The organism is Phreatobacter stygius, from assembly GCF_005144885.1.
Lineage (GTDB): Bacteria > Pseudomonadota > Alphaproteobacteria > Rhizobiales > Phreatobacteraceae > Phreatobacter > Phreatobacter stygius.
This window is the reverse complement of record NZ_CP039690.1, coordinates 459,743-481,607: the sequence shown is the minus strand read 5'-3', so window position 1 is coordinate 481,607 and position 21,865 is coordinate 459,743. Positions and strand designations below refer to the sequence as shown.

Sequence of the window (21,865 nt, the reverse complement as noted above, 5' to 3'; positions counted from 1 at the left end):
TCTCGGCCACGACAGCTCCTTCTGCCTGTCGAACTAGGGCTATGGAGTCCTCGGCGACATCCCACCGGGGTCATGTCCCGTAGCGTGGTGTAGCTGGCGCAAGGCCCCACGATCACCGGCATAGGCCGGGCTGGTCAGGCTGCCACGGCTGGCAGGCCGACACTAGGATCATCGCTCAGGCCGGCCATGGTTTCCAGGGTCATGTAGCGGGCCCGCTGGACGGCCCATTCATCGTTCTGTTCGAGCAGGATCGCGCCGACGAGCCGGGCGATGGCGGCCTCGTTGGGGAAGATGCCGACCACCTCGGTCCTGCGCTTGATCTCGCCGTTGACGCGCTCCAGCGGATTGGTGCTGTGGAGCTTCGCCCGATGCTGCGTCGGGAAGGTCATATAGGCCAGCACGTCGGTCTCGGCGGTATCCATCAGAGCCGCCAGTTTCGGCACCGTTGGCCTGAGCTGGTCGGCGACCCGGCGCCATTGCTGGCTGGCGGCCGTTGCATTGTCTTGGGCGAAAGCGGTGGCGATGAAGGCTGAGACAACGCGCCGCCCGCTGCGGCCGGCATGGGCGAGCGCATTCCTCATGAAGTGCACGCGGCAGCGCTGCCAGGTCGCGGTGAGCACCTTGGAGACCGCCGCCTTGATGCCTTCGTGGCTGTCGGAGACGACGAGTTTTACGCCGCGCAGGCCGCGTCTGGCCAGTTTGCGCAAGAACGCCGTCCAGAAGGTCTCTGCCTCGGAGGGGCCGATATCCATGCCCAGCACCTCGCGCCGACCGTCGCCGCTTACACCGACCGCCACGATCACCGCCACCGAGACGATCCGGCCGGCCTGGCGGACCTTCACATAGGTCGCGTCGATCCACAGATAGGGCCAGTCGCCCTCGATCGGCCGGTCGAGGAAGGCATGGACGCGCTGGTCGATTTCCTCGCAGAGCCGGCTGACTTGGCTCTTCGAGATGCCGCTCATGCCCATCGCCTTGACCAGGTCATCGACCGAGCGGGTCGAGATACCCTGGATGTAAGCCTCTTGGATCACCGCGGTCAGCGCCTTCTCGGCCAGCCGGCGCGGCTCCAGAAAGCCCGGAAAGTAGGAGCCTTTGCGTAGCCTCGGGATGCGCAGCTCGACCGTGCCGGCGCGGGTCTCCCAATCCCGCTCGCGATAGCCATTGCGCTGGGCCAGGCGGTCCGGGCTCTTCTCGCCGAAGCCGGCGCCGGCAAGGCCGCTGACCTCGAGCTCCATCAGCCGCCCGGCGGCAAAGCCGATCATCTCGCGCAGCAAATCGGCGTCGGGGCTCTTCTCCAGCAGCCCGCGCAGGTTCATCATCTCGTCGGTCATCGGTGGATCTCTCGGTTCGGGGTTGGTCGTCGCAACCCAAACCTAACCGGCAACCGCCGATGACCACCCGTCAGTTACACCACCAATCGGGACACGACATCCCATCGGTGCCACTTGTGTGCATATTAGTGCCGGAAACATTCTCAAGGCTTCGCCGTCGCAGCCCCGCAACGCCACGCCAGCAGAAGGCCGGAGAGATCGAGAGCTTGAGCGCCGGGATGCCCTTGTTTCATCGCACCGCCACCACGACGGCAGATCCTGTTGGCGAAGCCCTGCGGGCCTGCCGTGGTCCGCTCTGGGCGGCGGCGCTGTTCTCCGGCGTGCTCAACGTGCTGATGCTCGCCGGCGCGCTCTACATGCTGCAGGTCTATGACCGGGTGCTGGGCAGCCGCAGCGTGCAGACCCTGGTCGGGCTCACCGTGCTGCTCGCCGGCGTCTTCCTGGTGCAGGCGGTGCTCGATGTCATCCGGCAGCGCCTGCTCACCCGGGTCGGTGTCGCGGTCGACCGCCGGCTGGCGGACCGGATCTACCAGATGATCCTGGCGATCCCGCTGAAGGCGGGGGCGGGGGCCGATGCGCTGCAGCCGAGCCGTGATCTCGACACCGTGCGCGCCTTCGTCTCAGGGCTCGGCCCGACGGCCTTTTTCGATCTGCCCTGGATGCCGGTCTTCGTCATCCTCTGCTTCCTGCTGCATCCGCTCATCGGCTGGGCCGTGCTCGGCGGCTGCGTGGTGCTGTTTGCCATGACCTGGCTCACCGAGCGCGCCACCCGCGCGCCGACGCAAACCTTTTCGCGCGAGGCGGCGGCGCGCGCGGCGATGGCCGAAACCTCCAGGCGCAATGCCGAAGCCGTCGCCGCCATGGGCATGCAGGCGGCGCTGTCAGGCCGTTATGCCGCGATCAATGGCCGCTACCTCGCCGCCAACGAGGCGGCGACCGATGCCGTCACGCTTTACGGCACGGTGTCGCGCACCTTCCGCATGGCCATGCAGTCGGGCATTCTCGGGCTCGGCGCCTTCCTGGTGCTGTCAGACCAGGCGACGGCCGGCGTGATGATCGCCTCGTCCATCCTCATGGGGCGGGCGCTGGCGCCGATCGAACTCGCGGTCGGCCATTGGAAGGCCTTCATCGCCGCGCGCCAAGCCTGGGCTCGGCTGCGCCATGCGATGCGGGCGCTGCCGCCCGCCGCCTTGCCCATGCCGCTCGCGTCGCCCAGGCAAATGTTGACGCTCGATCAGGTGTTCACCGGCGCTCCCGCTACACAGAACCCGATCATCCAGGGCATCTCGCTGTCGCTGCTCGCCGGCCAGGCGCTGGGTGTCATCGGGCCGTCGGCCTCGGGCAAGTCGACCCTGGCGCGCACGCTCGCCGGCGTCTGGGCGCCGCTGCGCGGCTCGATCCGGCTCGACGGCTCGGAACTGTCGCAATGGTCGGCCGAGGCGCGCGGCGATTTCATTGGCTATCTGCCCCAGGATATTGGCCTGTTCGACGGCACCATCGCCGAGAACATCGCGCGTTTCCGGCCCGGCGCCGATCCGGAGCAAGTGGTCGCGGCGGCACGCGTCGCCGGCGCCGACGGCATGATCCGCGGCCTGCCGGAAGGCTACGAGACCCGGATCGGTGATGGCGGCACGGCCTTGTCCGGCGGCCAGCGGCAACGGGTGGCGCTGGCCCGCGCGGTGTTCGGCGATCCCTTCCTCGTGTTGCTCGACGAGCCCAATGCCAATCTCGACATGGAGGGCGAGGCGGCCGTCACCCAGGCGATCCGTCATGTCCGCGAGCGCGGCGGCATCGCCATCGTCATTGCCCACAGGCCGAGCGCCATCGCGGCGGTGGATGTCGTCGCCGTGATGCGCGAGGGCCGGCTTGCCGCCTTCGGCCCGCGCGACGAGGTTTTGAAGCGGGTGCTGGCGCCGCCGCCGAAGGGGGCGAGATCATGACCGACGAGACGCAGAGACCCGGCGCGATGGATCATCGTCAGGCCACGCCGGAGACATCCATGCGCCGGCTGGTCATCGCCGGGCTGGTCATCGTCGTCGCGCTGGTCGGCGGCGTCGGCACCTGGGCCGCCACCGTGCCGCTCTCCGGAGCGGTGGTGGCCAGCGGCACCATTGTCGCCGATACCAATGTCAAGACGGTGCAGCATCCGACCGGCGGGGTGATCGGCGAGATCCACGTGCGCGACAGCGCGCGGGTCGGCGAAGGCGATCTGCTGGTCCGGCTCGACGATACGGTGACCCGGGCCAATCTGCAGGTCGTGGTCAAGCAGCTCAACGAGATGCAGGCGCGGCTGGCGCGATTGGAGGCCGAACGCGACGGCCTGCGCGAATTCGCCGTGCCGGCCGATCTGGCGGCCATCATGGGCCTGCCCGATGTGGCGCGTGCTGTCGCCAGCGAGAAGAGCCTGTTTCTGGCGCGGCTCGAGACCCGCGACGGCCAGGCCCGGCAGATGCGCGAGCGGATCGGCCAGATCCGCGAAGAGATCGCCGGCATCAGCGCCCAGGAGAAGGCCCGCCGCCGCCAGGTCGAGCTGATCGACCGCGAGGTCGCCGATGTCGGCGATCTCTACCGGCGCAACCTCGTGCCGCGCACCCGCATGGTCGAGCTGGAACGCGAGCAGGCGCGGCTCACCGGCGACGTCGGCCAGTTCGTCGCCGAGCGCGCCCGGGCCGAGGCGCGCATCACCGAGACCGAATTGCTGATCCTGCAGATCGGCCAGGATCTGCGCCGCGAGGTGTCGACCGAGCTGCGTGACGTGCAGGGGCGCATCGGCGAGTTCGTCGAGCGCCGGATCCAGGCGGAAGACACGCTGAAGCGGATCGAGATCCGCGCACCGCAAAGCGGCCTGGTGCATCAGCTCAACTATCACACCGTCGGCGGCGTCATTCCGCCGGGCCAGCCGATCATGCAGATCGTGCCCGGTGACGACCTCCTGGTCATCGAAATCCGCATCCAGCCGCAAGACATCGAAAAGGTCGCCATTGGCCAGCCGGCCCATATCCGCTTCAGCGCCTTGCCCCATGGCACCACGCCCGAAGTGCAGGGCAAGGTGACGCGCGTGTCGGCCGATGTCGTGCGTGAGCAGCAGACCAACGCGGTCTATTTCACCGCCCGCGTCGCGGTGCTGGATGGTGAGCTCGCCAAGATCGGCACCCATCGGCTGGTCTCGGGCATGCCAGCGGAAGTCTTTGTCCGCACCCAGGACCGCACGGCACTCGCCTATCTGATGAAACCGATCGCCGATCAGCTCAACCGCGCCTTCCGGGAGAATTGACGCGGGTGGCGAAGAGCGGTCGGGCTCAGACGGCCTGGCCGCGCGCCTGGCCAATCGCGATGACGTTTTTCGGCTTGCGGATCTCCGGTACCAGATCGGCCACCAGGTCGCGTACGGTCTCGTCGTCGCCCTGTTCGGCAGCGCTGGCGAGTTCTGCGATGATGGCATGCAGGCGCGGCAGCGGGATCGATTGGGATTCGGCGGCGACGATGCCGCGCACGCCAATATCGAATTGCGGCTCGCGATCTTCGAACAGGAATTCGGCCATGCGCTCGCCCGGCCGCTTGCCGGTATAGACGATCTGCATGCCGTGGTCGGGCTCGAAACCGGCGAGCCGGATCATCCGCCGGGCGAGATCATCGATCCTCACCGGCTGGCCCATGTTCAGCACCAGCACCGCGGACTGGCAGCCGGTGCCCTGGGCAGTGGTGACGCGCGCGGCCGTCCACAAGAGATCGGTCGCCTCGCGCTTGGTCATGAAATAGCGCACCATCGCCGGATCGGTGACCGTCACCGGGCCGCCCGCCTCGATCTGCGCGCGGAAGCGGGGCACCACCGAGCCGGCCGTGCCGATGACATTGCCGAAGCGCACCGCGACGAGCCGGGTGGCATGTCGCACATGTCCGCCGACCAGGGCCGGCGCCGCGTCGATCGACTGGGTGTAGAGTTCGGCGATCCGCTTGGTGGCGCCGAGGATCGAGGCCGGCTTGGTGGCCTTGTCGGTGGAGATCAGCACGAAGACGCCGACGCCCGCGGCGATCGCCGCATCCGCCGTGTTGACCGTGCCGAGCACATTGGTGCGCACCGCTTCGGCCACCTCGCGCTCCAGATGCGGCACGTGTTTCAGCGCCGCGGCATGGAACACCACGTCGGGAGCGAAGGCCTGGATCAGTTCGGCAATGCGCGCGCGGTCGCGGATGTCGCAAAGGCGGCCTTCGACCACCTCCGCCTTGTCTTCCAGCGTCAATTCGGCGCGCTCGAGCACGGCGTGCAGCGCCGCTTCCGAATGGTCGATCACCAGCACCCGGGCGGCGCCGATCTCGGCGCTGCGCAGCGCCAGCTCCGCGCCGATCGAGCCGCCGCCGCCGGTCACCACCACCCTCTTGCCCTGGACATAGGCCTGCAGCGGTTCCTCATCGACCTCGACCAGGGGCCGGATCAGGAGGTCGTCGTCGATCACCGCATGCAGTTTTGCCGGGCGCGCCATATCGGTCGAATGGGCGATGTCGAGCCGGATCGCCGGGATGCCGAGGCGCCGGAACGTGCCGACCACCTCTTCGATCTGGCGGACCTCCTTCAGCGCCTCCGGCGCGATCAGCGCTCGCTGGATGGCGATGCCGCGCTCGGCCGCGTCCCGGACGATGCCCTCCACGCTGTCGATCAGACCCCAGACCGGCACGCCGCGGACCACCTGGTGGACCTCCTGCGGCACCGTCGTGACGATGCCGAAAATGCGGATCGGGCCGGCAAGACCCGCTTCGGCGAGCTTGATGACGCCCTCGGCATCCGAGGCACGGCCGATCGCAATGGCCGCCAGCATGTCGGCATTGTGGACATTGGCGCGGCGCCAGTTGCGGAAGGCGCGGTAGGCGACGCGGGGACCGCCGAGCAGGATGATCTGCACCGACCAATAGATCGCCAGTGTCCGGCCGCCGAAAAATTTGTTGGCGTCGATATAGCGCGGCGAGATCATGTAGTCGGCGATCAGCAGCGTCGCGGTCAGGATCGAGACCGCCTTGAAGATGCCGAACAGGTCGAAAAGCGAGGCAAAGCGCCAGCGCGACGCGTAGAGCGAACAGATATAATAGACGAAAAGCGCGAAGGCGGCGAAGGCCAGCCCGGCGAATATCTCGAATCGACGCCCGAAATCAGGGATATGGGGTTCACCGCGCAGCGAGATGGCAAGAGCCAACGCCAGAAAGGTCACGCCGAAATCATGCAGCGCAACCCAATAGGTCTTGAACGGAATCTTCTTCAAATGACTGTTCACGGCGCTGAGGGTTTTGCGTGGGATGGCTTGGCGGAGTTCGATCCCGTGACATCGGCAGGCAAGCTGCACAAGCGCTACGACAAACCATCGTTTCCCCGGCCGGTCAAGTTTCCCGGGGCGGCTGGTCGTGGGAATTCCACGCTCGAATGGCCGCCCCATGCCTTCATGCCACAGGCACCCCGGGCGCGCCGGCCAGCGGATTCACACATTTCGAAACGGTAGTATTTCCAATGCCTTGCACGACAGAGCCGCGCGCAAGGCATTGAAAGGCCGCATGTTCTCGAGATGTGTGAATGTCGTAGCGCGCGCCGGGGAGTTGATGGTTCGGGATCAGGCTTGGGCCGCGCGCAGCGCACCGATCAGCGACCGTTCGAGTGTGGAAGCGACCTGGGCCTGTGACGCTTTCTCGGCGAACTCGGTGAGCATCTGCGCCGGCAGCCGGGGCGCCAGCGTCGACACCAGCTGGATCAGGTCCTCGAGGGTGGCGGCGAAATGGTCCTGCAGGTCCAGGCCCATGCCTGGTTCGCGCTTCATTCTGTCCGCCAGTTCCTGCGCGACGATGCGGGCCGATTCATCCAGGCCGGCGCCGGTCACGATGACGCTGTTAACGCAGAGCCGGACGAAGTAGGGAAGGCAACGTTCAACTTCTTCGGCGATTGTTGGCATAGGATTTCTTAAAATCGGGGCGCCCTTCGCCCGGGCCGCCTTGGCGATGCCGGCGAACCGGCGATTTGTCTCACTGGCTGAGGATAAAGGCAAGGAACATGGCGAAGGCGTGGCTCGATGGAACCTCTCCACAGGCGGCGGGGGTCTCGGGTTCCGGGACGCAGCCATGAGCGCGCCCAGGATTCTCGTCATCATCAACGAGGATTGGTTCTTCCGGTCGCATTTCCTGCCCTGGGGTGTGGCGGCGCGCGCGGCCGGCTTCGACGTCACGCTGCTTGCGGCGCGCGGCCCGGCTTCCGAACGGATCGAGGCCGAGGGCATTCATGTCGTCGCGGCCAAGGCGGCGCGCGCCGGGCTCGCGCCGAAAAACCTGGTGCCGGCGGCACGCCAGGCGATCGGGCTGATCGATCCCGGGCGGCCGACCATCGTCCATGCCTTCGGCCTGCATGGCATGGCGATCGCGGCACTCGCGCGCACCCTGTCCGGCCGATTTCCGACCGTGGTCAGCGTGACCGGCCTCGGCTTTCTCGCGGCGAACGGCCGGAAGCTCGCCGCCGGCGCGCTGGCTTTTGCCGCTCGCGCGGCGCTCGACGGGCCCGCCACGGTCTGGCTGACCGAGAACCCGTCGGACGGACCGGCCATGGGACTGTCGCGCGCGATCAAGGCGGGGCGGGTCGTCCAGCTCGGCGGCGCCGGCGTCGATGTCACCGCCTTCAGCCCGCGCGCGCCGCTGGCGCGGCCGCCGATGAAGCTGGCGCTGGTGGCGCGGATGATCCGCTCCAAGGGTGTCGACTTGGCGGTGGCGGCGGTGGCGCAAGCACGCGGCCAGGGTCTCGACGTGACGCTGACGCTGATCGGCGCCGGCGACCCGCGCAACCCGCGCGCCTATACGGCCGACGAGCTCGCGGGTTTTGCCGCGACGCCGGGCGTCACCATGCTCGGCGCGCGCGACGACGTCGCCAGGATCCTTGCCGAACACCACGCCTTCATTCTGCCGTCGCGTGGCGGCGAGGGGTTGCCGAAGGCGCTTTTGGAGGCGGCGGCGGGCGGGCTGCCGGCTGTTGTCACCGATGTCCCCGGTTGCCGTGAATTCGTCCGTGATGGCGAGACCGGCCTGGTTGTCCGGGCCGATGACGTCGCGGCTCTGGCGGAAGCCTTGCGGCGGCTCGCTTCGGCCGACGTCGACGCCATGGGCCTGAAGGCGCGCGCCCGCGTGGTCGACGGCTATTCGGTCGAGACGGTGGCCGAGACCGTTGTCGCGGCTTACCGGCGGCTTGTCGCCAAGGCCGGCGGCAGGGGGTGAGCCGCGCGTCCCATTGACAGCTTGCCCGGCCGGCGCCGGTGGCGTGACCGGAGCGGGTTTCGACCGCCGCCGCGGCTTGACAGCTTGCGCCTCCCGCAGGTAAGTAACTGGTGAGTTACACAAGAGCCCCGCCTCAGAGGGCCCGATGTCACCGGGAGCGGACGATGGCGGACACAGGCAAGCCGAACGCCTGGACCAGGGCGCTGAAGCGCGCCTCATGGCTCCGCCCCTTCGCGCTGCTCGTCATGCTGCTGGTGCTGTGGGACCTGGTGATCCGGCTCCTGGATATCCCGCCCTATCTGGTGCCGGCGCCCTGGGAGGTGGTGAAAACCTTCCGCACCGAAGGCGCCATGCTGATCGCCCAGTCCGTTCCCACGACGATCGCGACCCTTGGCGGCTTCGTGCTGTCGGCGCTGTTCGGCATTCCCACCGCCATGCTGATCGCCGGCTCGCGCACGGTCGAATCCTATTTTTATCCCCTGCTGGTGTTCTCCCAGTCGATCCCGAAGGTGGCGATCGCGCCCTTGTTCGTCGTCTGGTTCGGTTTCGGCATTGCGCCGAAGATCATCACCGCCTTCCTGCTCGGGTTCTTCCCCGTGGTGGTCGCCGGCGTCCAGGGCTTCAAGTCGCTCGACACCGAAATGCGCGACCTGGCGCGCTCGATGAAATGTTCGCGCTGGCAAATGTTCACCATGGTCAGCCTGCCGAACGCGCTGCCCGCCATCTTTTCCGGCCTGAAGGTCTCGGTGACGCTCGCCGTGGTCGGCGCGGTGGTCGGCGAATTCGTCGGCTCGAATTCCGGCATCGGTTTCGTGCTGCAGCGCTCGATCGGCAATTTCGAACTGCCGACCATGTTCGCGGCCCTCGTGCTGCTGGCGGTGATCGGCGTCATCCTGTTCTGGATCGTCGACCTCATCGAGCGCCTGGCTTTGCCCTGGCACGCGAGCCGGCGGCAGGACTTCCAGTTCACCGCCTGATCAAGCAAAGGCGGCCGCTCGAACGGTCCGCCAAACCGAGGGAGGAAGACCATGCATCGCCGTCATTTTCTCACAGGCCTCGCCGCCTCCGGCCTGGTCGCCAGCCCGGCGCTCGGGCAGTCGAGCCGCCCCGCCGACAAGGTGCAGTTCCTGCTCAACTGGTATCTCTACGGCGAACACGCGCCGTTCTTCCTCGGCAAGAAGCTCGGCCTGTTCGCCGCCGAAGGCATCGATCTCGAGATCATGGAAGGCCGCGGCTCGGCGGTGACGCTGCAGGCGGTCGCCGCCAGATCCGCGCTGTTCGGATATTCCGACATGTCGGCCATCGTGCGCGGCGCGGTGCGCGGCGCGCCGGTCATTTCCACCGGCGTGCTGCTGCAGAAGAACCCGGCCAGCGCCATGGGTTTTGCCGAAAAGAACATTCGCACCGCCGCCGACCTGAAGGGCAAGACGGTCGCCACCACGCCGGGCGATGCGCTCTCGCAGGTCTGGCCGGCCTTCCTGAAAAAGGCGGGCCTCACCGAGGCCGACGTCAAGATCGTCGCCGGCGACGCCCAGACCAAGCTCAATGCTGTCATTTCCGGCCAGGCCGACGTGCTGCTCGGTTATTCCCACGACCAGTCGATGAAGATCAAGGATGTCACCGGCAAGTCGGTCTATCCGATCATGTTCGCCGATTACGGGCTGAATTCGGTGGCGACCGGGGTCATCACCCATCGCGACACGCTGACCGCGAACCCGGACCTGGTGCGCCGCTTCATGAAGGCCGCGACGCTTGCAGCGGAGGCTGCCGAAAAGGCCCCGGCGGCAGCGGCCGAGGCCATGCTGGAGGCCGATCCGAAGGCCGGCAAGAAGGACACGCTGACCGAGGGCTTCACCATTTCGGCCGGGCTCTATCGCCTGACCCCGGACCAAAGGCCGTTCCAGACCCAGCCGAAGGCGGTCGCCGACACGGTCGATATCCTGGTCGAGTTCGGCGGTGTCGATCCGGTGGCGAAAACCCGGGTGCAGTCGTTCTACACCACCGATTTCCTGCCCGGGAGGGCGACGAATTAGAGAGGGGTGCGAGTGGCTTGCGCGGGGCTCGGTCGTCCTTCGAGGCTCGCGCAAGGGCGCTCGCACCTCAGGATGAGGGCGGTGAAGATCTGCACGTCCCTTGCTCATGAGGCGTCGCGTTCAGCGCGCATCCGGCGCCGCCCCTGCTGCAAAACACAACCTTCCTCATCCTAAGGTGCGAGCTCTTGCGAGCCTCGAAGGACGGCCAACCGAACTGCAAATCCCATGTGGACCTCGCGATGACCGCACCCAAGCTCCGCCTTGTCGATGAAGCGAAAACCGCCGGGCCGCCGGCGATCGCGATCGAAAAGCTGACCAAGACCTATCGCACGGCGGATGGCGACGTGCCCTCGCTGACCCCGATCGACCTCGACATCCGCGACGGCGAATTCGTCGCGGTGGTCGGTCCGTCGGGTTGTGGCAAGTCGACGCTTCTGAAGCTGATCGCCGGCCTGATCCAGCCATCCAGCGGCGGCGTCACGGTGGCCGGCAAGCCGGTGGTCGAACCGCCCGACGATGTCGGCATCGTGTTCCAGAACCCGGTGCTGCTCGCCTGGCGCAGCGTCATCCGCAACATCATGATGCCGGTGGAGGTCAGGCGCCTCGACCACGCGAGCCATCTCGCCCGCGCCCAAGCGCTGATCAAGACCGCCGGCCTCACCGGTTTCGAGAACAAATATCCCTGGCAGTTGTCGGGTGGCATGCAGCAGCGCGCGGCGATCTGCCGGGCGCTGGTCCATGATCCGAAGATCGTGCTGATGGACGAACCTTTTGGCGCGCTCGATGCGCTGACCCGCGAACGGATGAACCTGCAGCTGCAACGCATTCATCATGAGACCAGAAAGACCATTCTGCTGATCACCCATTCGATCCCGGAATCGGTGTTCCTGGCCGACCGGGTGGTGGTCATGACCGACCGGCCCGGTGCGATCGCGGCGATCTATGACGTGCCGCTGCCGCGCCCGCGCACCCTCGACATGATGGGCGCGCCTGTTTTCACCGAGCTCGCCAGACAGGTGCGTTCGCACTTCTACTCCCAGGGCAATATCGACTGACATGACGGCGCCGCTGATCCGCCTCCACGACATCGAAGCCTTCGAGCGCTGGACGCCGTTCGCCCGGCCGTTCCGTTTCGGCGCGGTGACGGTGGAGGGTGCGTGGCAGGCCTTCGTCAGGCTTGGCGTCGAGGTCGAAGGCGGCGCCCGGGCGACCGGCGCTTCGGCCGAGCTGATGCCGCCGAAATGGTTCGACAAACGAGCCGAGCGCAGCGCCGCCGCAACCGTCGCGGACCTGCGCGCCAGCCTCGCCCATGCGGTTTCGACCGGCTCGGAACCACGCCCGCCCGACACCGCCTTTGGCCTTCATGCCGCCCATCACGGCGCCCAGGGCGCCTGGGCGCACGCCTCCGACATTACCGCGCTCAGCGCCGGTTTCGGCGTGGCGCTGATCGACAAGGCCATTCTCGACGGGCTCGCCAAGGCGCTCGGCGCAAGCTTCGTCGAAATGCTCAACGGCAATGCCGTCGGGCTCGACACCAGGCTGACGCCGGATCTCGACCAGGCGGCGATCCACCGGATGCTCGCCGGCCTGAAACCGCACCCGTCGATCGCCATCCGCCACACCATCGGGCTGAACGACGAGATCGACGGGGAGGGCGGGCTGGCCGCCGAGCTCGACGCGTCGGACCTGCGCTTCTTCAAGATCAAACTGTCAGGCGATCCGGCGGCCGACCATCTCAGGCTCTCGGCCATAGCCGGCCTGATCGACCGTCGCGGCATCGATTACCAGGTCACGGTCGACGCCAATGAACAATATGCCCCGGCCGACCTGCTGGCCTTGTTCGCGCTGATCGAGGCCGACCCCAAGCTCGGCCGGTTCATCGGACGGCTGCTCCTGGTCGAACAGCCCTTTGACCGGCGGATCACCTTCGACAGTCCGCTCGACCCCCGGCTCGCCGCCCGCACCGTCATCATCGACGAGGCCGATGACGCTTATGACGCTTTCCCGCGCGCGCTGGCGCTCGGTTATCGCGGCGTCTCCGCGAAATCCTGCAAGGGCCTCTACAAGGCGCTGCTCAATGCCGCCCGCGTCGCGGTCGCGAATGCGCAAGCCGATGCGGCCGGCGCGCCCTTCGTGCTGTCGGCCGAAGACCTCACCTGCCAGCCGGGCCTCGCCGTGCAGCAGGACACCGCCCTGGTCGCGGCGCTCGGCCTGGGTCATGTCGAGCGCAACGGCCACCATTATGTCGATGGTTTCGGCCAGGCGCCGGCAAGCGAAGCCGAAGCCTTCCTGGCGGCTCACCCCGATCTCTACACGCGGGACCAAGGCCGCATCCGGCTCGCCGCCGCGCGCGGCCGGCTCGCCACCTCCTCGCTGTTCGGCCCGGGCTTCGCTTCCGGCGCCATGCCCGATTGGGCGTCTCTTTCACCACTTGCGAATTCAACTGAAGGACTACCCTCATGAGCACAAAGACCCTTGGTGTCGTGATGAACGGCGTCACCGGCCGCATGGGCACCAACCAGCACCTGGTGCGCTCGGTCGCCGCCATCCGGGCTGAGGGCGGCGTCACCATGTCCGATGGCTCGAAGGTGCAGCTCGACCCGATCCTGATCGGGCGCAATGCCGACAAGGTGGCGGCACTTGCCAAGGCCAATGGCGTGGAGCGCTGGGGCACCGATCTCGACGCGGCAATAGCCGATCCGAAAAACCAGATCTTCTTCGATGCGGCGACCACCCAGATGCGTCCGACGCTCTTGGAACAGGCGATCAATGCCGGCAAACATATCTATTGCGAGAAGCCGATCTCGACCAACCTGCCCGAGGCGCTGCGCATTTGCCGGCTCGCCCGCGACAAGGGCGTGAAGAACGGCACGGTGCAGGACAAGCTGTTCCTGCCCGGCCTGCAGAAGCTGAAAATGCTCCGGGATTCCGGCTTTTTCGGCCAGATGCTCTCGGTGCGCGGCGAGTTCGGCTACTGGGTGTTCGAAGGCGACTGGCAGGAGGCGCAGCGACCCTCGTGGAACTACCGCAACGAGGACGGCGGCGGCATGATCCTCGATATGGTCTGCCACTGGCGTTACGTGCTCGACAACCTGTTCGGCCAGGTGAAGTCGGTCTCCTGCCTCGGCGCCACCCATATCCCCGAGCGTGTCGACGAAAACGGGCGGCGCTACAAGGCGACCGCCGACGATGCGGCCTATGCCACCTTCGAGCTCGAAGGCGGCGTGATTGCGCATATGAACATGTCCTGGGCCACCCGCGTCTATCGCGACGACCTGGTCACCTTCAATGTCGACGGCACGCTTGGGTCGGCGGTCGCCGGGCTGCATGACTGCATGATCCAGCCGCGCGCCGCCACGCCCCGCCCGGTGTGGAACCCCGACCAGAAACAGGCCATCGACTTCCGCTCGACCTGGCAGAAGGTTCCCGACAACGTCCAGTACGACAACGGCTTCAAGGTCCAGTGGGAAATGTTCATTCGCCACGTGGTCGAGGACACGCCCTATTCCTACACGCTGGTGGAAGGCGCCAAGGGCGTGCAGCTGGTCGAATGCGCCTTGCAGAGCTGGAAGGAACGCCGCTGGGTCGACGTTCCCGCCCTGACCATTTGAACGCGAAAGAGGGAGACACGACCATGCTGGACAAACCGCACAGCCAGGCATCCGTTGTTCTGCCGACGGCCAGCCGCGGGCTCGAGCATTACAAGCTCTCGGCGCCGAAAAGCTTCCCGCGCACGGCGACGCCGCTCAACCGGGTGGCACTGGCCGCCGCCCACATGGTTGCCGATCCGCTCGCCGAGGTCGATCCCTGGCTGGGCGTTGCCATCGACTGGGACCGGACCATGGCCTATCGCGACTATCTCTGGGGCCTCGGCCTCGGCGTCGCCGAGGCCATGGACACCGCCCAGCGCGGCATGGGGCTCGACTGGCCGATGGCGCTGGAATTGATCCAGCGCTCGGTCAGGGCGGCGAAAGCCACCCCCGGCGCGGTGGTGTTTTCGGGTGCCGGCACCGATCATCTCGATCCGGCCGAGGCCGGTTCGCTCGACGACGTGATCAGGGCTTACGAAACCCAGTTCGAGGCCATCGAGGCGGCCGGCGGGCGGATCATCATGATGGCCTCGCGGGCGCTCGCCCGGGTCGCCAAGGGCCCGGCTGATTATGCCAGGGTTTATGACCGGATCCTCGGTCAGTCGGCTGAGCCGGTGATCATCCACTGGCTCGGCGACATGTTCGATCCGGCCCTGTCGGGTTATTGGGGCACCGCCGATCTCGACGCCGCCATGGATACGGCGGTCGGCGTGATCAATGCCAATGCGGCAAGAATAGACGGCGTCAAGGTCTCGCTCCTCGACAAGGACAAGGAGATCGCCATGCGCCGGCGCCTGGACAAACGGGTGCTGATGTATACCGGCGACGACTTCAATTATGCCGAGCTGATCGCCGGCGATGCACAAGGCTATTCCCACGCGCTGCTCGGCATTTTCGACGCCATCGCGCCGGCCGCCGCCGGTGCGTTGTCGGCACTCGCCGATGATGATCTCGAGACCTTCCACGCGATCTTCGCGCCGACCGTGCCGCTGTCGCGCCATATCTTCAAGGCGCCGACCCGCTTCTACAAGACCGGCGTGGTGTTTGTTGCCTATCTGAACGGGCACCAGGACCATTTCACCATGGTCGGCGGCCAGGAGAGCACACGCTCGACCCAGCATCTGGCTGAACTGTTCCGGCTCGCCGACAAGGCCGGCATCCTGCGCGATCCCGAACGGGCGGCCGCCCGCATGGCGGCGGTCATGGCGGTCAGGGGTGTCGGGTGAGCCCACCCTTCCCATGACCGAGCCTGTCCCGGCCATCCACGTCTTCTTGTCATGGCTCTCGAAATCGTGGATGCCCGGCCCAAGGCCGGGCATGACGCGATGAGGAGAGCCCCATTTTCCGGCGGCCTTCATGCGTGACTTTTCAGGCGATCACTCGCAGCTCTCCCTCAACACCGCGACGGTGCGCAAACAAGGCAATCTCCTCGACATCATCGAAGCTTGCGCCCGCCACCAGATCCGCGCGATCGCGCCCTGGCGCGACCAGGTGGCGCTGGTCGGGCTCGACGCCGCGGTGACGGCCGCAAAAGACGCCGGGCTGAAGCTCTCGGGTTATTGCCGGGGCGGCATGTTCCCGGCCGACGGCGCGCGCCGGCAGGAGGCGCGCGACGACAACCGCCGGGCGGTCGACGAGGCCAAGGCCTTCGGCGCGCCCTGCCTGGTGCTGGTGGTCGGCGGCCTGCCGCAATTTTCGCGCGCCGGTTCGGCCGTCTCGAAGGATCTCGGCGCGGCGCGCGCCCAGGTCGAGGACGGCATTGGCGAATTGCTCGACTATGCGCGTGGCGTCGGCATGCCGCTCGCCATCGAACCTTTGCATCCGATCTATGCCGCCGACCGGGCCTGCGTGAACACGCTTGCCCATGCGCTCGACATTTGCGACCGGCTCGATCCTGACATGACCGGCGCGCTGGGCGTGGCGGCGGATGTCTATCACGTCTGGTGGGACCCGAACCTCTATCGCGACATCAGGCGGGCAGGCGACAAGCGCCTGCTCGCCTTCCATGTCTGCGACTGGCTGGTGCCGACCCGCGACCTGCTGACCGACCGCGGCATGATGGGTGACGGGGTGATCGACATCCCCGCGATCCGCCGGGCGGTCGAGGCCGAGGGCTTTTCAGGCTTCTCCGAGGTCGAGATCTTCTCCGAACTCGACTGGTGGCAGCGCCCGATGGACGAGGTGCTGGAGACCTGTATCGCCAGGCACAAGACGGCGGTGTGAGGGGGCGAGTGGGAAATGGGGAATTGTGATGCCCGGTGCGCTCCTGAACCACCGACGTCACCCCCGGCCGAGCGCAGCGAGGGGAAGGGGGTCCAGGAGCCATCAGGCCGGGCCCTCGGCGCATGCGGTCAGATGGTCTCGCGGGCGCTGACGGCCGGGCTCTGCAACCCCTGGACCCCCTTCCCGTCGCTTCGCTCCGCCGGGGGTGACGTAGTGGTTCAGGTGCGCTCGGCCGGGGGTGACGTAGTGGTTCAGGTGGGCTTTGGCGAGGCCACGGCGAACCTCCTCGTGCAGCGCCATTCCACCCGCGCTACCCATTCAGCCTTTCGTACAAATCCTCCCAGTGCGGATTGTCCCGTTCGATCAGCTTGAGCTTCCAGGCCCGATTCCAGCCCTTGATCTGTTTCTCCCGGCCGATCGCCTCGACGATGCTGTCGTGCGGCTCCATCCAGACCAGCTTCACGACGCCGTATTTTCGCGTGAAGGCGGCGCCCGTGCCGGTGCGGTGCTGATAGGAGCGCCGCGCAATGTCGTTGGTCACGCCGACATAAAGCGTGCCGTTCCGGTCGCTGGCCATCATGTACACGTAATACATGGCCGGACGTGCCTCCGCCGCTGGCTGATCCGCCGGACATCATCCGGGTTCAGGTTGGGTGGAAGCAAGCTGGTTTTAGGCGCTCGCGGGTGGCTCGCGCCGAGCGAATCGACCCGCACCGACGTCCCCCCCCGGCGAGCCCAGGCGGAAGCCCTTGCTTCTGCCTGGGGCGAGGAAAGGGGGCCAGGAGTTGCAGAGCTCGTCCCTTGCCGTTGGGAAACCACCTCGCCCACTTGCGCCGAGAGCGCCGGTGAGGCCGCCCTGGACCCCCTTCCCGTCGCTTCGCTCCGCCGGGGGTGACGTCAGTGGTTCAGGTGCGTTCCGGTGCCGTCAGGCCCCCGCCATACCCCTAATTCGCATTTGATCAATGTAGATCTCGCGCGCACAGTAACCGGGCGCCGCAGCCGGGGAACATTGCCATCAAGACATGGCCGACGCCCAGCCCCCGCCCGGCGGCTTTCCACTGACACGCCGAACGGTAACCAGGGAGATTGAACATGGCACTCTACATGTATCAGGCTGCCTACACCGCAGAATCGATTGCCGCCCAGCTCAAGAATCCGCAGAACCGCGTCGAGGCCGTCGGCCGGGCGGTGTGCGAGGCCGTCGGAGGCAAGTTCATCGGCGGCTGGTATTGCTTCGGCGACTATGACATCACCCTCGTCGCCGACGTGCCGGACAATCAGAGCATGGCCGCCATCGCTCTGGGCATTGCCGCGGGGGGCGCCCTCAAGTCGGCGAAGACCACCGTGCTGATGTCCGGGGCCGAGGCGGTGGCCGGCATGAAGAAGGCGGAGGCGGTGGTCAAGATCTACAAACCCGCCCGATAGGCAGGCTGGCGGGCCGCGTTGGCGGTGGCCCTCGCGGCTCCGATTGGGCAATGGCATCGGCCGCGCGCTCGTCTTTCGCACCCCTTCGTCATGCCCGGGCTTGTCCCGGGCACCCACGTCTTATCCCCATCACAGCCGATATTTCACGCCGATCCGGAACGTGTGCGTCGAGACCGTCGTATTCAGGTTGACGCGCACGAGCGGGGCCACCGCCGGCGCCGGCACCGGCAGGCTGACCAGATCATTGAAGTGGCCACGCGTCTGGGCATAGCTGTAATCCGCCGTGACCGACCAGTTGCCGGCGAGCCGGTATTCGGCGCCAGCGCCGACAAAGGCGCCCCATAAGCGACCGGCCTTGGCGCCGAAATCGTGCCGGAAAAGATCGTTCCAAAAAGGCGCCACCTGGTACCAGATCGCCGTATCCGGAGCATTCTGCATGCTCTGGATGCCGCCTGTGACAAACAGCAAGATCCGGTCGGTGGCCAGGAAGCCGGCGCGCGCCCCGAAATAGGGGATATTGCCGGCAAGCCGCGAGCGGCTGAAGTCGATGCCGGCGATCGGGCCGCCGACAAAGCTGCCGAACTGGACATCGTAGCCGGCGCTAAACCCGAGGGTTCCGCCTGTCACGGCGCTCTGATTCTGATGCTGATGCCCTGACAATAGAGGGTCGACATAGATGAGGCGACTGCCGGTCGCGCCGACATCCCGCCGGACACCGGCCGTGACGCCCACCCACGGTCCGGTCCAGGACAACGGCTCGGCCGTTGCGGCGAGCGGGCTCGCCATGGCCGCGACCAGCGTCGTGACCCCGAGCAACCTCTTCCCCATGCGCATGCAAGCCCCCCGGCCCATTTCCTCTTGTGCGCGCTTATACAACGGCGCGTGGTTTGCGGGCAGTCGGATGATCGCCAGGGTAGCAATGCGGGATCGATATCTCAGGATCTCGGGAGGCCGAAGGGGACCTGTGCTTTCCGAGGTCGAGATTGTCTCAGGGCTCGACCGGTGGCAGCGGCTGATGGCGCGGTGTTTCGGACCTGCAACGCCGGGCGCAAGACGCTGGTGTGAGGGGCGCCTCCCTCGCCACTTCGTCATGCCCGGGCTTGTCCCGGGTAGCCACGCATCTCGTCGTCTCCGTCATCAAGTCGTGGATGGCCGGCCCAAAGGCCGGCCATGACGGATGGGGCGGGCCGAAGCCGGCGTGGCGCCACCCCGTCATGCCCGGCTTGTCCCAGATATCCTCGCATTCGACGGCCTTGCCTCGTCCTATCAAGGCGCCGGGTCAGCGGCCTAAGCGCCCAAGATCAAACACTTGGCCGCCACACCGGAATCAATCTCTCAACTCACGCCTTCACGCCGCGCAGCACGAAATCGACCACATGCGCCCGTCGCTCGGAAATCACATCCGGCTTTTCGAAGTCCGTGTCGAAGATCACCGACAGCGTGTAGATGTTGGAGAAGAAGAAATAACAGACCCCGGTAATGGTGATCCAGAGCTGCAGGGCATCCAGCCCCGGGCGGATCGTGCCCTTGTCGACGCCGGCCTTCAGGATGCCGTCGATGGCCGCGATGATCGGCGAGTTCATGGTGTTCACCCGGTCCGATTTCTTCAGCACCTTGGCGCGCTGGCGGTTTTCGGTGGCGAGCAGGTTGATGAAGGTGCGGTCGCGCACGAAACTGTCGAAGGTGAATTCGACAAAACGGGCCAGCGCATCGAGCGGCTCCAGCCGCTCCAGGTCGAGCCGGTGCTCGGCCGAGCGGGCCTGGTCATAGACCGCCTCGAGGACCGCCAGGTAGAGCTGCTCCTTCGACGAAAAATAGTGGTAGATCATGCGCTTGTTGATGCGCGCACGGTCCGCGATGTCGTCGGTCTTGGCGCCCTCGAACCCCTTGTTGGCGAATTCCCGGGTGGCGACATTGAGGATGCGGGCGCGCGTGCCGGCGCTGTCGCGCTTGCGCACCAGCCTGGGCGCCGCCGCGGCCTCGTCGGGCTTCACGTCGTCCTCGCGCATGCTGTCGGCCCTTCCTGGGTGTCGTCCGGCTTGAGCCGCCTTGCGGACCTGTCCGATTGCCGATTCGAGCGATCTCGCACAGTGGCACGGAGCAGGCGAAGCGTCATGCCATGGCTTCGAAAAGGCCCCTGACATAGCCGGCGGCGCGCGCCGCGCAGGCCGGGCCGTCGGGCTGGTAGATGAACGGCTCGATGGCGATGTCGCCGGCATAACCGGTGTCGGCCAGCGCCCGCAGCACGGCGAAAAACCGGTCGTCGCCTTCGCCCGGGCCCCGGCGGTTGCGGTCGTTCAGCTGGATATGGCCAATATGGCCCGTGGGCATCCAGCGCCGGATGAGATCGGCCACCGGTTCGGCCTCTTCCTGGCCCGCGGCGGAGGCATCGATCATGGTTTTGAAGGCGGGATTGCCGATCGCTTCCACCATCTCGACCGCCTCGGCCACCGTGGTGATGAAGCTGTTGTCGGGCCGCGCCAGCGGCTCCAGGCAATAGGTGAGGCCGCGGCTGGCGCAGGCCGGCGCGATCTCGGCGAAGATCTCGCGGGCAAAGGCGAAGGCCTCTTCCGCCGGCTGGCCGGGAACGGGCTTGCGTTGCGCCGGCGAGCCATGCACCAGCACCCGGCCACCGAGCGCTGCGCAGAGGTCGACGAGGCCCAGCATGACATCCAGCGTGCGCCGGCGGACGGCGGCGTCGGGTGAGGTGATGGAGAGCCCCTCGGGCGTCACCAGGAGCCAATGCAGGCCGGTGACGACAAGGCCATGGTCTTCGACGATGGTCCGCAGCCGCGTGGCCTCGGCCGGGGTGATCAGCTGCGGTTCGGCCGACAGGGTGAAGGGCGCGATTTCCAAGCCATCATAACCGACTTGGTTTGCGAAGGCGCATTGCTGGGCGAGATCCATCGGCCGCAGCACTTCGTTGCACAGGGATAGCCGCATGGGTGGTCTCGAATGTTCCGGTCGTGGCAACGGCCCGCTGCGGTGCAAGGCCCCCACCTTGCACCGCCGGCGGCTCCCCTCACTCGACCTTGATATTGGCGTCGCGGATGATCTGGCCCCATTTGGCGACATCGGCCGCATGGGTCGCGCGCAGCGCCGCGGGCGAACGCTGGGCGGCGGTGGGCGGCTCGGCGCCGAGCTGCAGGAAGCTCTGCCGCGCTCCCGGATCGTCGATCGCCTTCTGGATCGCCGCATTCAGCGCATTGACGATCTCGGCCGGGGTGGCCTTGGGCGCGAAGACCGAATTCCACACCACCATTTCGACGCCCGGCAAACCGGCTTCGGCTGACGTCGGCACATTCGGCAGCACCGCCGAGCGGGTCGGCGCCAGCACGGCGAGCGGCTTCACCGCGCCGGCCTGGATCTGGCCCATCAGGCTGGTGACCTGGTCGCAGAGATAGCCGATCTGGCCGGCCACCAGGTCCTGCAGCGCCGGCCCGGTGCCGCGATAGGGCACCAGCGTCGGCGTCACGCCGACCCGGTTGTTGTAGAGCACGCAGGCGAGATGCGAGGTCGAGCCGATGCCGGCATTGCCATTGTTGACGCTCTGGGCATTGGCCTTCAGATGCGCTGAGAAGTCCTGCAGCGTGGTGCCCGGGCTGCGGTTCGAGGCGACCAGCATGATCGGCGCCGAGGCGACGATGCCGACCGGCTCGAAATCGGTCAGCGGATCGAAGCCGAGGCGCGGATAGAGCGCCGGCGAGAAGCTCATGGTGCTCATCGGCCCCATCAGGATGGTGTAGCCGTCGGGCGCCGCGCGCGCCACGCGGGTGGCGCCGGTGGTGCCGGCGGCGCCTGCGACATTCTCGATCACCACCTGCTGGCCGAGCGTCTGCGACATGCGCTCGGCGACGATGCGCGCGACAATGTCGGTGGGCCCGCCGGGGGCAAAGGGCACGACCATGGTGATCGGCCGGTTCGGGAAGGTCTGCGCCCGGCTCTCGATCGTGCCGGCAAACAGGGTGGTAACGGCAGCGGCAAACGCCAGCCTGATCAGTGTCACGGGATCCTCCCATCGGATAAC

The 21,865-nt window shown here is 67.0% G+C and carries 19 protein-coding genes; 11 read left to right on the top strand and 8 right to left on the bottom strand.

All coding sequences use genetic code 11. The features are described from left to right. Nucleotides 1–134 precede the first annotated feature (134 nt). On the bottom strand, nt 135–1,334 hold the full coding sequence (locus tag E8M01_RS02285) for an IS256 family transposase (protein ID WP_136958628.1): 1,200 nt from the start codon (nt 1,332–1,334) through the stop codon (nt 135–137). Nucleotides 1,335–1,552: 218 nt separating this feature from the next. Here E8M01_RS02285 and E8M01_RS02280 point away from each other — a divergent pair, with 218 nt between their 5' ends. Both E8M01_RS02280 and E8M01_RS02275 read left to right on the top strand, forming a co-directional pair. Beyond that, complete coding sequence (locus tag E8M01_RS02280) at nt 1,553–3,274, top strand: type I secretion system permease/ATPase (protein ID WP_170181736.1); 1,722 nt, start codon at nt 1,553–1,555, stop codon at nt 3,272–3,274. Further along, nucleotides 3,271–4,608, top strand: a complete 1,338-nt coding sequence (locus E8M01_RS02275) for an HlyD family type I secretion periplasmic adaptor subunit (protein WP_246088569.1) — start codon at nt 3,271–3,273, stop codon at nt 4,606–4,608. Before E8M01_RS02280 ends, E8M01_RS02275 begins: the two co-directional genes overlap by 4 nt. A gap of 25 nt (nt 4,609–4,633) precedes the next feature. Here E8M01_RS02275 and E8M01_RS02270 read toward each other — a convergent pair whose 3' ends face one another. Continuing rightward, complete coding sequence (locus tag E8M01_RS02270; RefSeq protein WP_170181735.1) at nt 4,634–6,586, bottom strand: SDR family NAD(P)-dependent oxidoreductase; 1,953 nt, start codon at nt 6,584–6,586, stop codon at nt 4,634–4,636. A 342-nt stretch (nt 6,587–6,928) separates the two neighbouring features. Continuing rightward, on the bottom strand, nt 6,929–7,264 hold the full coding sequence (locus tag E8M01_RS02265) for a hypothetical protein (protein ID WP_136958625.1): 336 nt from the start codon (nt 7,262–7,264) through the stop codon (nt 6,929–6,931). A gap of 166 nt (nt 7,265–7,430) precedes the next feature. Between E8M01_RS02265 and E8M01_RS02260 the strand changes: the two genes are divergently transcribed. The 8 genes from E8M01_RS02260 to E8M01_RS02225 all read left to right on the top strand — a co-directional run bounded on the left by E8M01_RS02260 (nt 7,431) and on the right by E8M01_RS02225 (nt 16,413). Then, a complete protein-coding gene (locus tag E8M01_RS02260; protein WP_170181734.1) occupies nt 7,431–8,567 on the top strand; it encodes a glycosyltransferase in 1,137 nt (378 codons plus the stop codon). 164 nt (nt 8,568–8,731) lie between these two features. Further along, nucleotides 8,732–9,544, top strand: coding sequence for an ABC transporter permease (locus tag E8M01_RS02255; protein ID WP_136958623.1), 813 nt, complete (start codon nt 8,732–8,734; stop codon nt 9,542–9,544). Nucleotides 9,545–9,595: 51 nt separating this feature from the next. Then, entirely contained in the window at nt 9,596–10,600 is a 1,005-nt protein-coding gene (locus E8M01_RS02250) for an ABC transporter substrate-binding protein (protein ID WP_136958622.1), read from the top strand. A gap of 239 nt (nt 10,601–10,839) precedes the next feature. Next, the gene (locus E8M01_RS02245) at nt 10,840–11,655 is read left to right on the top strand and encodes an ABC transporter ATP-binding protein (RefSeq protein WP_136958621.1); all 816 of its coding nucleotides are present in this window, start codon (nt 10,840–10,842) and stop codon (nt 11,653–11,655) included. Between the two features lies 1 nt (nt 11,656). Further along, entirely contained in the window at nt 11,657–13,063 is a 1,407-nt protein-coding gene (locus E8M01_RS02240) for an enolase (protein WP_136958620.1), read from the top strand. Continuing rightward, a complete protein-coding gene (locus tag E8M01_RS02235; protein WP_136958619.1) occupies nt 13,060–14,211 on the top strand; it encodes a Gfo/Idh/MocA family protein in 1,152 nt (383 codons plus the stop codon). The genes E8M01_RS02240 and E8M01_RS02235 overlap by 4 nt, the downstream gene beginning before the upstream one ends. A gap of 23 nt (nt 14,212–14,234) precedes the next feature. Beyond that, the gene (locus E8M01_RS02230) at nt 14,235–15,416 is read left to right on the top strand and encodes a dihydrodipicolinate synthase family protein (RefSeq protein WP_136958618.1); all 1,182 of its coding nucleotides are present in this window, start codon (nt 14,235–14,237) and stop codon (nt 15,414–15,416) included. A gap of 130 nt (nt 15,417–15,546) precedes the next feature. Then, complete coding sequence (locus E8M01_RS02225) at nt 15,547–16,413, top strand: sugar phosphate isomerase/epimerase family protein (RefSeq protein ID WP_136958617.1); 867 nt, start codon at nt 15,547–15,549, stop codon at nt 16,411–16,413. A 310-nt stretch (nt 16,414–16,723) separates the two neighbouring features. Here E8M01_RS02225 and E8M01_RS02220 read toward each other — a convergent pair whose 3' ends face one another. Beyond that, nucleotides 16,724–17,008 carry a GIY-YIG nuclease family protein gene (locus tag E8M01_RS02220; protein ID WP_136958616.1) on the bottom strand — a complete coding sequence of 95 codons (285 nt, stop codon included), beginning with the start codon at nt 17,006–17,008 and terminating at the stop codon, nt 16,724–16,726. Nucleotides 17,009–17,505: 497 nt separating this feature from the next. On the opposite strand from E8M01_RS02220, the gene E8M01_RS02215 reads away from it, so the two are divergent. After that, on the top strand, nt 17,506–17,838 hold the full coding sequence (locus E8M01_RS02215) for a GYD domain-containing protein (protein ID WP_136958615.1): 333 nt from the start codon (nt 17,506–17,508) through the stop codon (nt 17,836–17,838). A gap of 129 nt (nt 17,839–17,967) precedes the next feature. On the opposite strand, the gene E8M01_RS02210 is transcribed toward E8M01_RS02215, so the two are convergent. The 4 genes from E8M01_RS02210 to E8M01_RS02195 all read right to left on the bottom strand — a co-directional run bounded on the left by E8M01_RS02210 (nt 17,968) and on the right by E8M01_RS02195 (nt 21,844). Beyond that, the gene (locus E8M01_RS02210; protein ID WP_170181733.1) at nt 17,968–18,624 is read right to left on the bottom strand and encodes an outer membrane protein; all 657 of its coding nucleotides are present in this window, start codon (nt 18,622–18,624) and stop codon (nt 17,968–17,970) included. A gap of 554 nt (nt 18,625–19,178) precedes the next feature. Further along, nucleotides 19,179–19,847, bottom strand: coding sequence for a TetR/AcrR family transcriptional regulator (locus E8M01_RS02205; protein ID WP_136958613.1), 669 nt, complete (start codon nt 19,845–19,847; stop codon nt 19,179–19,181). A gap of 103 nt (nt 19,848–19,950) precedes the next feature. Beyond that, entirely contained in the window at nt 19,951–20,781 is an 831-nt protein-coding gene (locus tag E8M01_RS02200; RefSeq protein ID WP_136958612.1) for a sugar phosphate isomerase/epimerase family protein, read from the bottom strand. A gap of 79 nt (nt 20,782–20,860) precedes the next feature. Next, entirely contained in the window at nt 20,861–21,844 is a 984-nt protein-coding gene (locus tag E8M01_RS02195; protein WP_246088568.1) for a Bug family tripartite tricarboxylate transporter substrate binding protein, read from the bottom strand. Nucleotides 21,845–21,865: the final 21 nt, after the last annotated feature.

Excerpts from the sequence above, each read along its gene's own strand:
- E8M01_RS02285 (WP_136958628.1), bottom strand. The coding sequence starts at position 1,334 with ATGACCGACGAGATGATGAACCTGCGCGGGCTGCTGGAGAAGAGCCCC.
- E8M01_RS02280 (WP_170181736.1), top strand. The coding sequence starts at position 1,553 with ATGCCCTTGTTTCATCGCACCGCCACCACGACGGCAGATCCTGTTGGC.
- E8M01_RS02275 (WP_246088569.1), top strand. The coding sequence starts at position 3,271 with ATGACCGACGAGACGCAGAGACCCGGCGCGATGGATCATCGTCAGGCC.
- E8M01_RS02265 (WP_136958625.1), bottom strand. The coding sequence starts at position 7,264 with ATGCCAACAATCGCCGAAGAAGTTGAACGTTGCCTTCCCTACTTCGTC.
- E8M01_RS02260 (WP_170181734.1), top strand. The coding sequence starts at position 7,431 with ATGAGCGCGCCCAGGATTCTCGTCATCATCAACGAGGATTGGTTCTTC.
- E8M01_RS02255 (WP_136958623.1), top strand. The coding sequence starts at position 8,732 with ATGGCGGACACAGGCAAGCCGAACGCCTGGACCAGGGCGCTGAAGCGC.
- E8M01_RS02250 (WP_136958622.1), top strand. The coding sequence starts at position 9,596 with ATGCATCGCCGTCATTTTCTCACAGGCCTCGCCGCCTCCGGCCTGGTC.
- E8M01_RS02245 (WP_136958621.1), top strand. The coding sequence starts at position 10,840 with ATGACCGCACCCAAGCTCCGCCTTGTCGATGAAGCGAAAACCGCCGGG.
- E8M01_RS02240 (WP_136958620.1), top strand. The coding sequence starts at position 11,657 with ATGACGGCGCCGCTGATCCGCCTCCACGACATCGAAGCCTTCGAGCGC.
- E8M01_RS02235 (WP_136958619.1), top strand. The coding sequence starts at position 13,060 with ATGAGCACAAAGACCCTTGGTGTCGTGATGAACGGCGTCACCGGCCGC.
- E8M01_RS02230 (WP_136958618.1), top strand. The coding sequence starts at position 14,235 with ATGCTGGACAAACCGCACAGCCAGGCATCCGTTGTTCTGCCGACGGCC.
- E8M01_RS02225 (WP_136958617.1), top strand. The coding sequence starts at position 15,547 with ATGCGTGACTTTTCAGGCGATCACTCGCAGCTCTCCCTCAACACCGCG.
- E8M01_RS02220 (WP_136958616.1), bottom strand. The coding sequence starts at position 17,008 with ATGTATTACGTGTACATGATGGCCAGCGACCGGAACGGCACGCTTTAT.
- E8M01_RS02215 (WP_136958615.1), top strand. The coding sequence starts at position 17,506 with ATGGCACTCTACATGTATCAGGCTGCCTACACCGCAGAATCGATTGCC.
- E8M01_RS02210 (WP_170181733.1), bottom strand. The coding sequence starts at position 18,624 with ATGGCGAGCCCGCTCGCCGCAACGGCCGAGCCGTTGTCCTGGACCGGA.
- E8M01_RS02205 (WP_136958613.1), bottom strand. The coding sequence starts at position 19,847 with ATGCGCGAGGACGACGTGAAGCCCGACGAGGCCGCGGCGGCGCCCAGG.
- E8M01_RS02200 (WP_136958612.1), bottom strand. The coding sequence starts at position 20,781 with ATGCGGCTATCCCTGTGCAACGAAGTGCTGCGGCCGATGGATCTCGCC.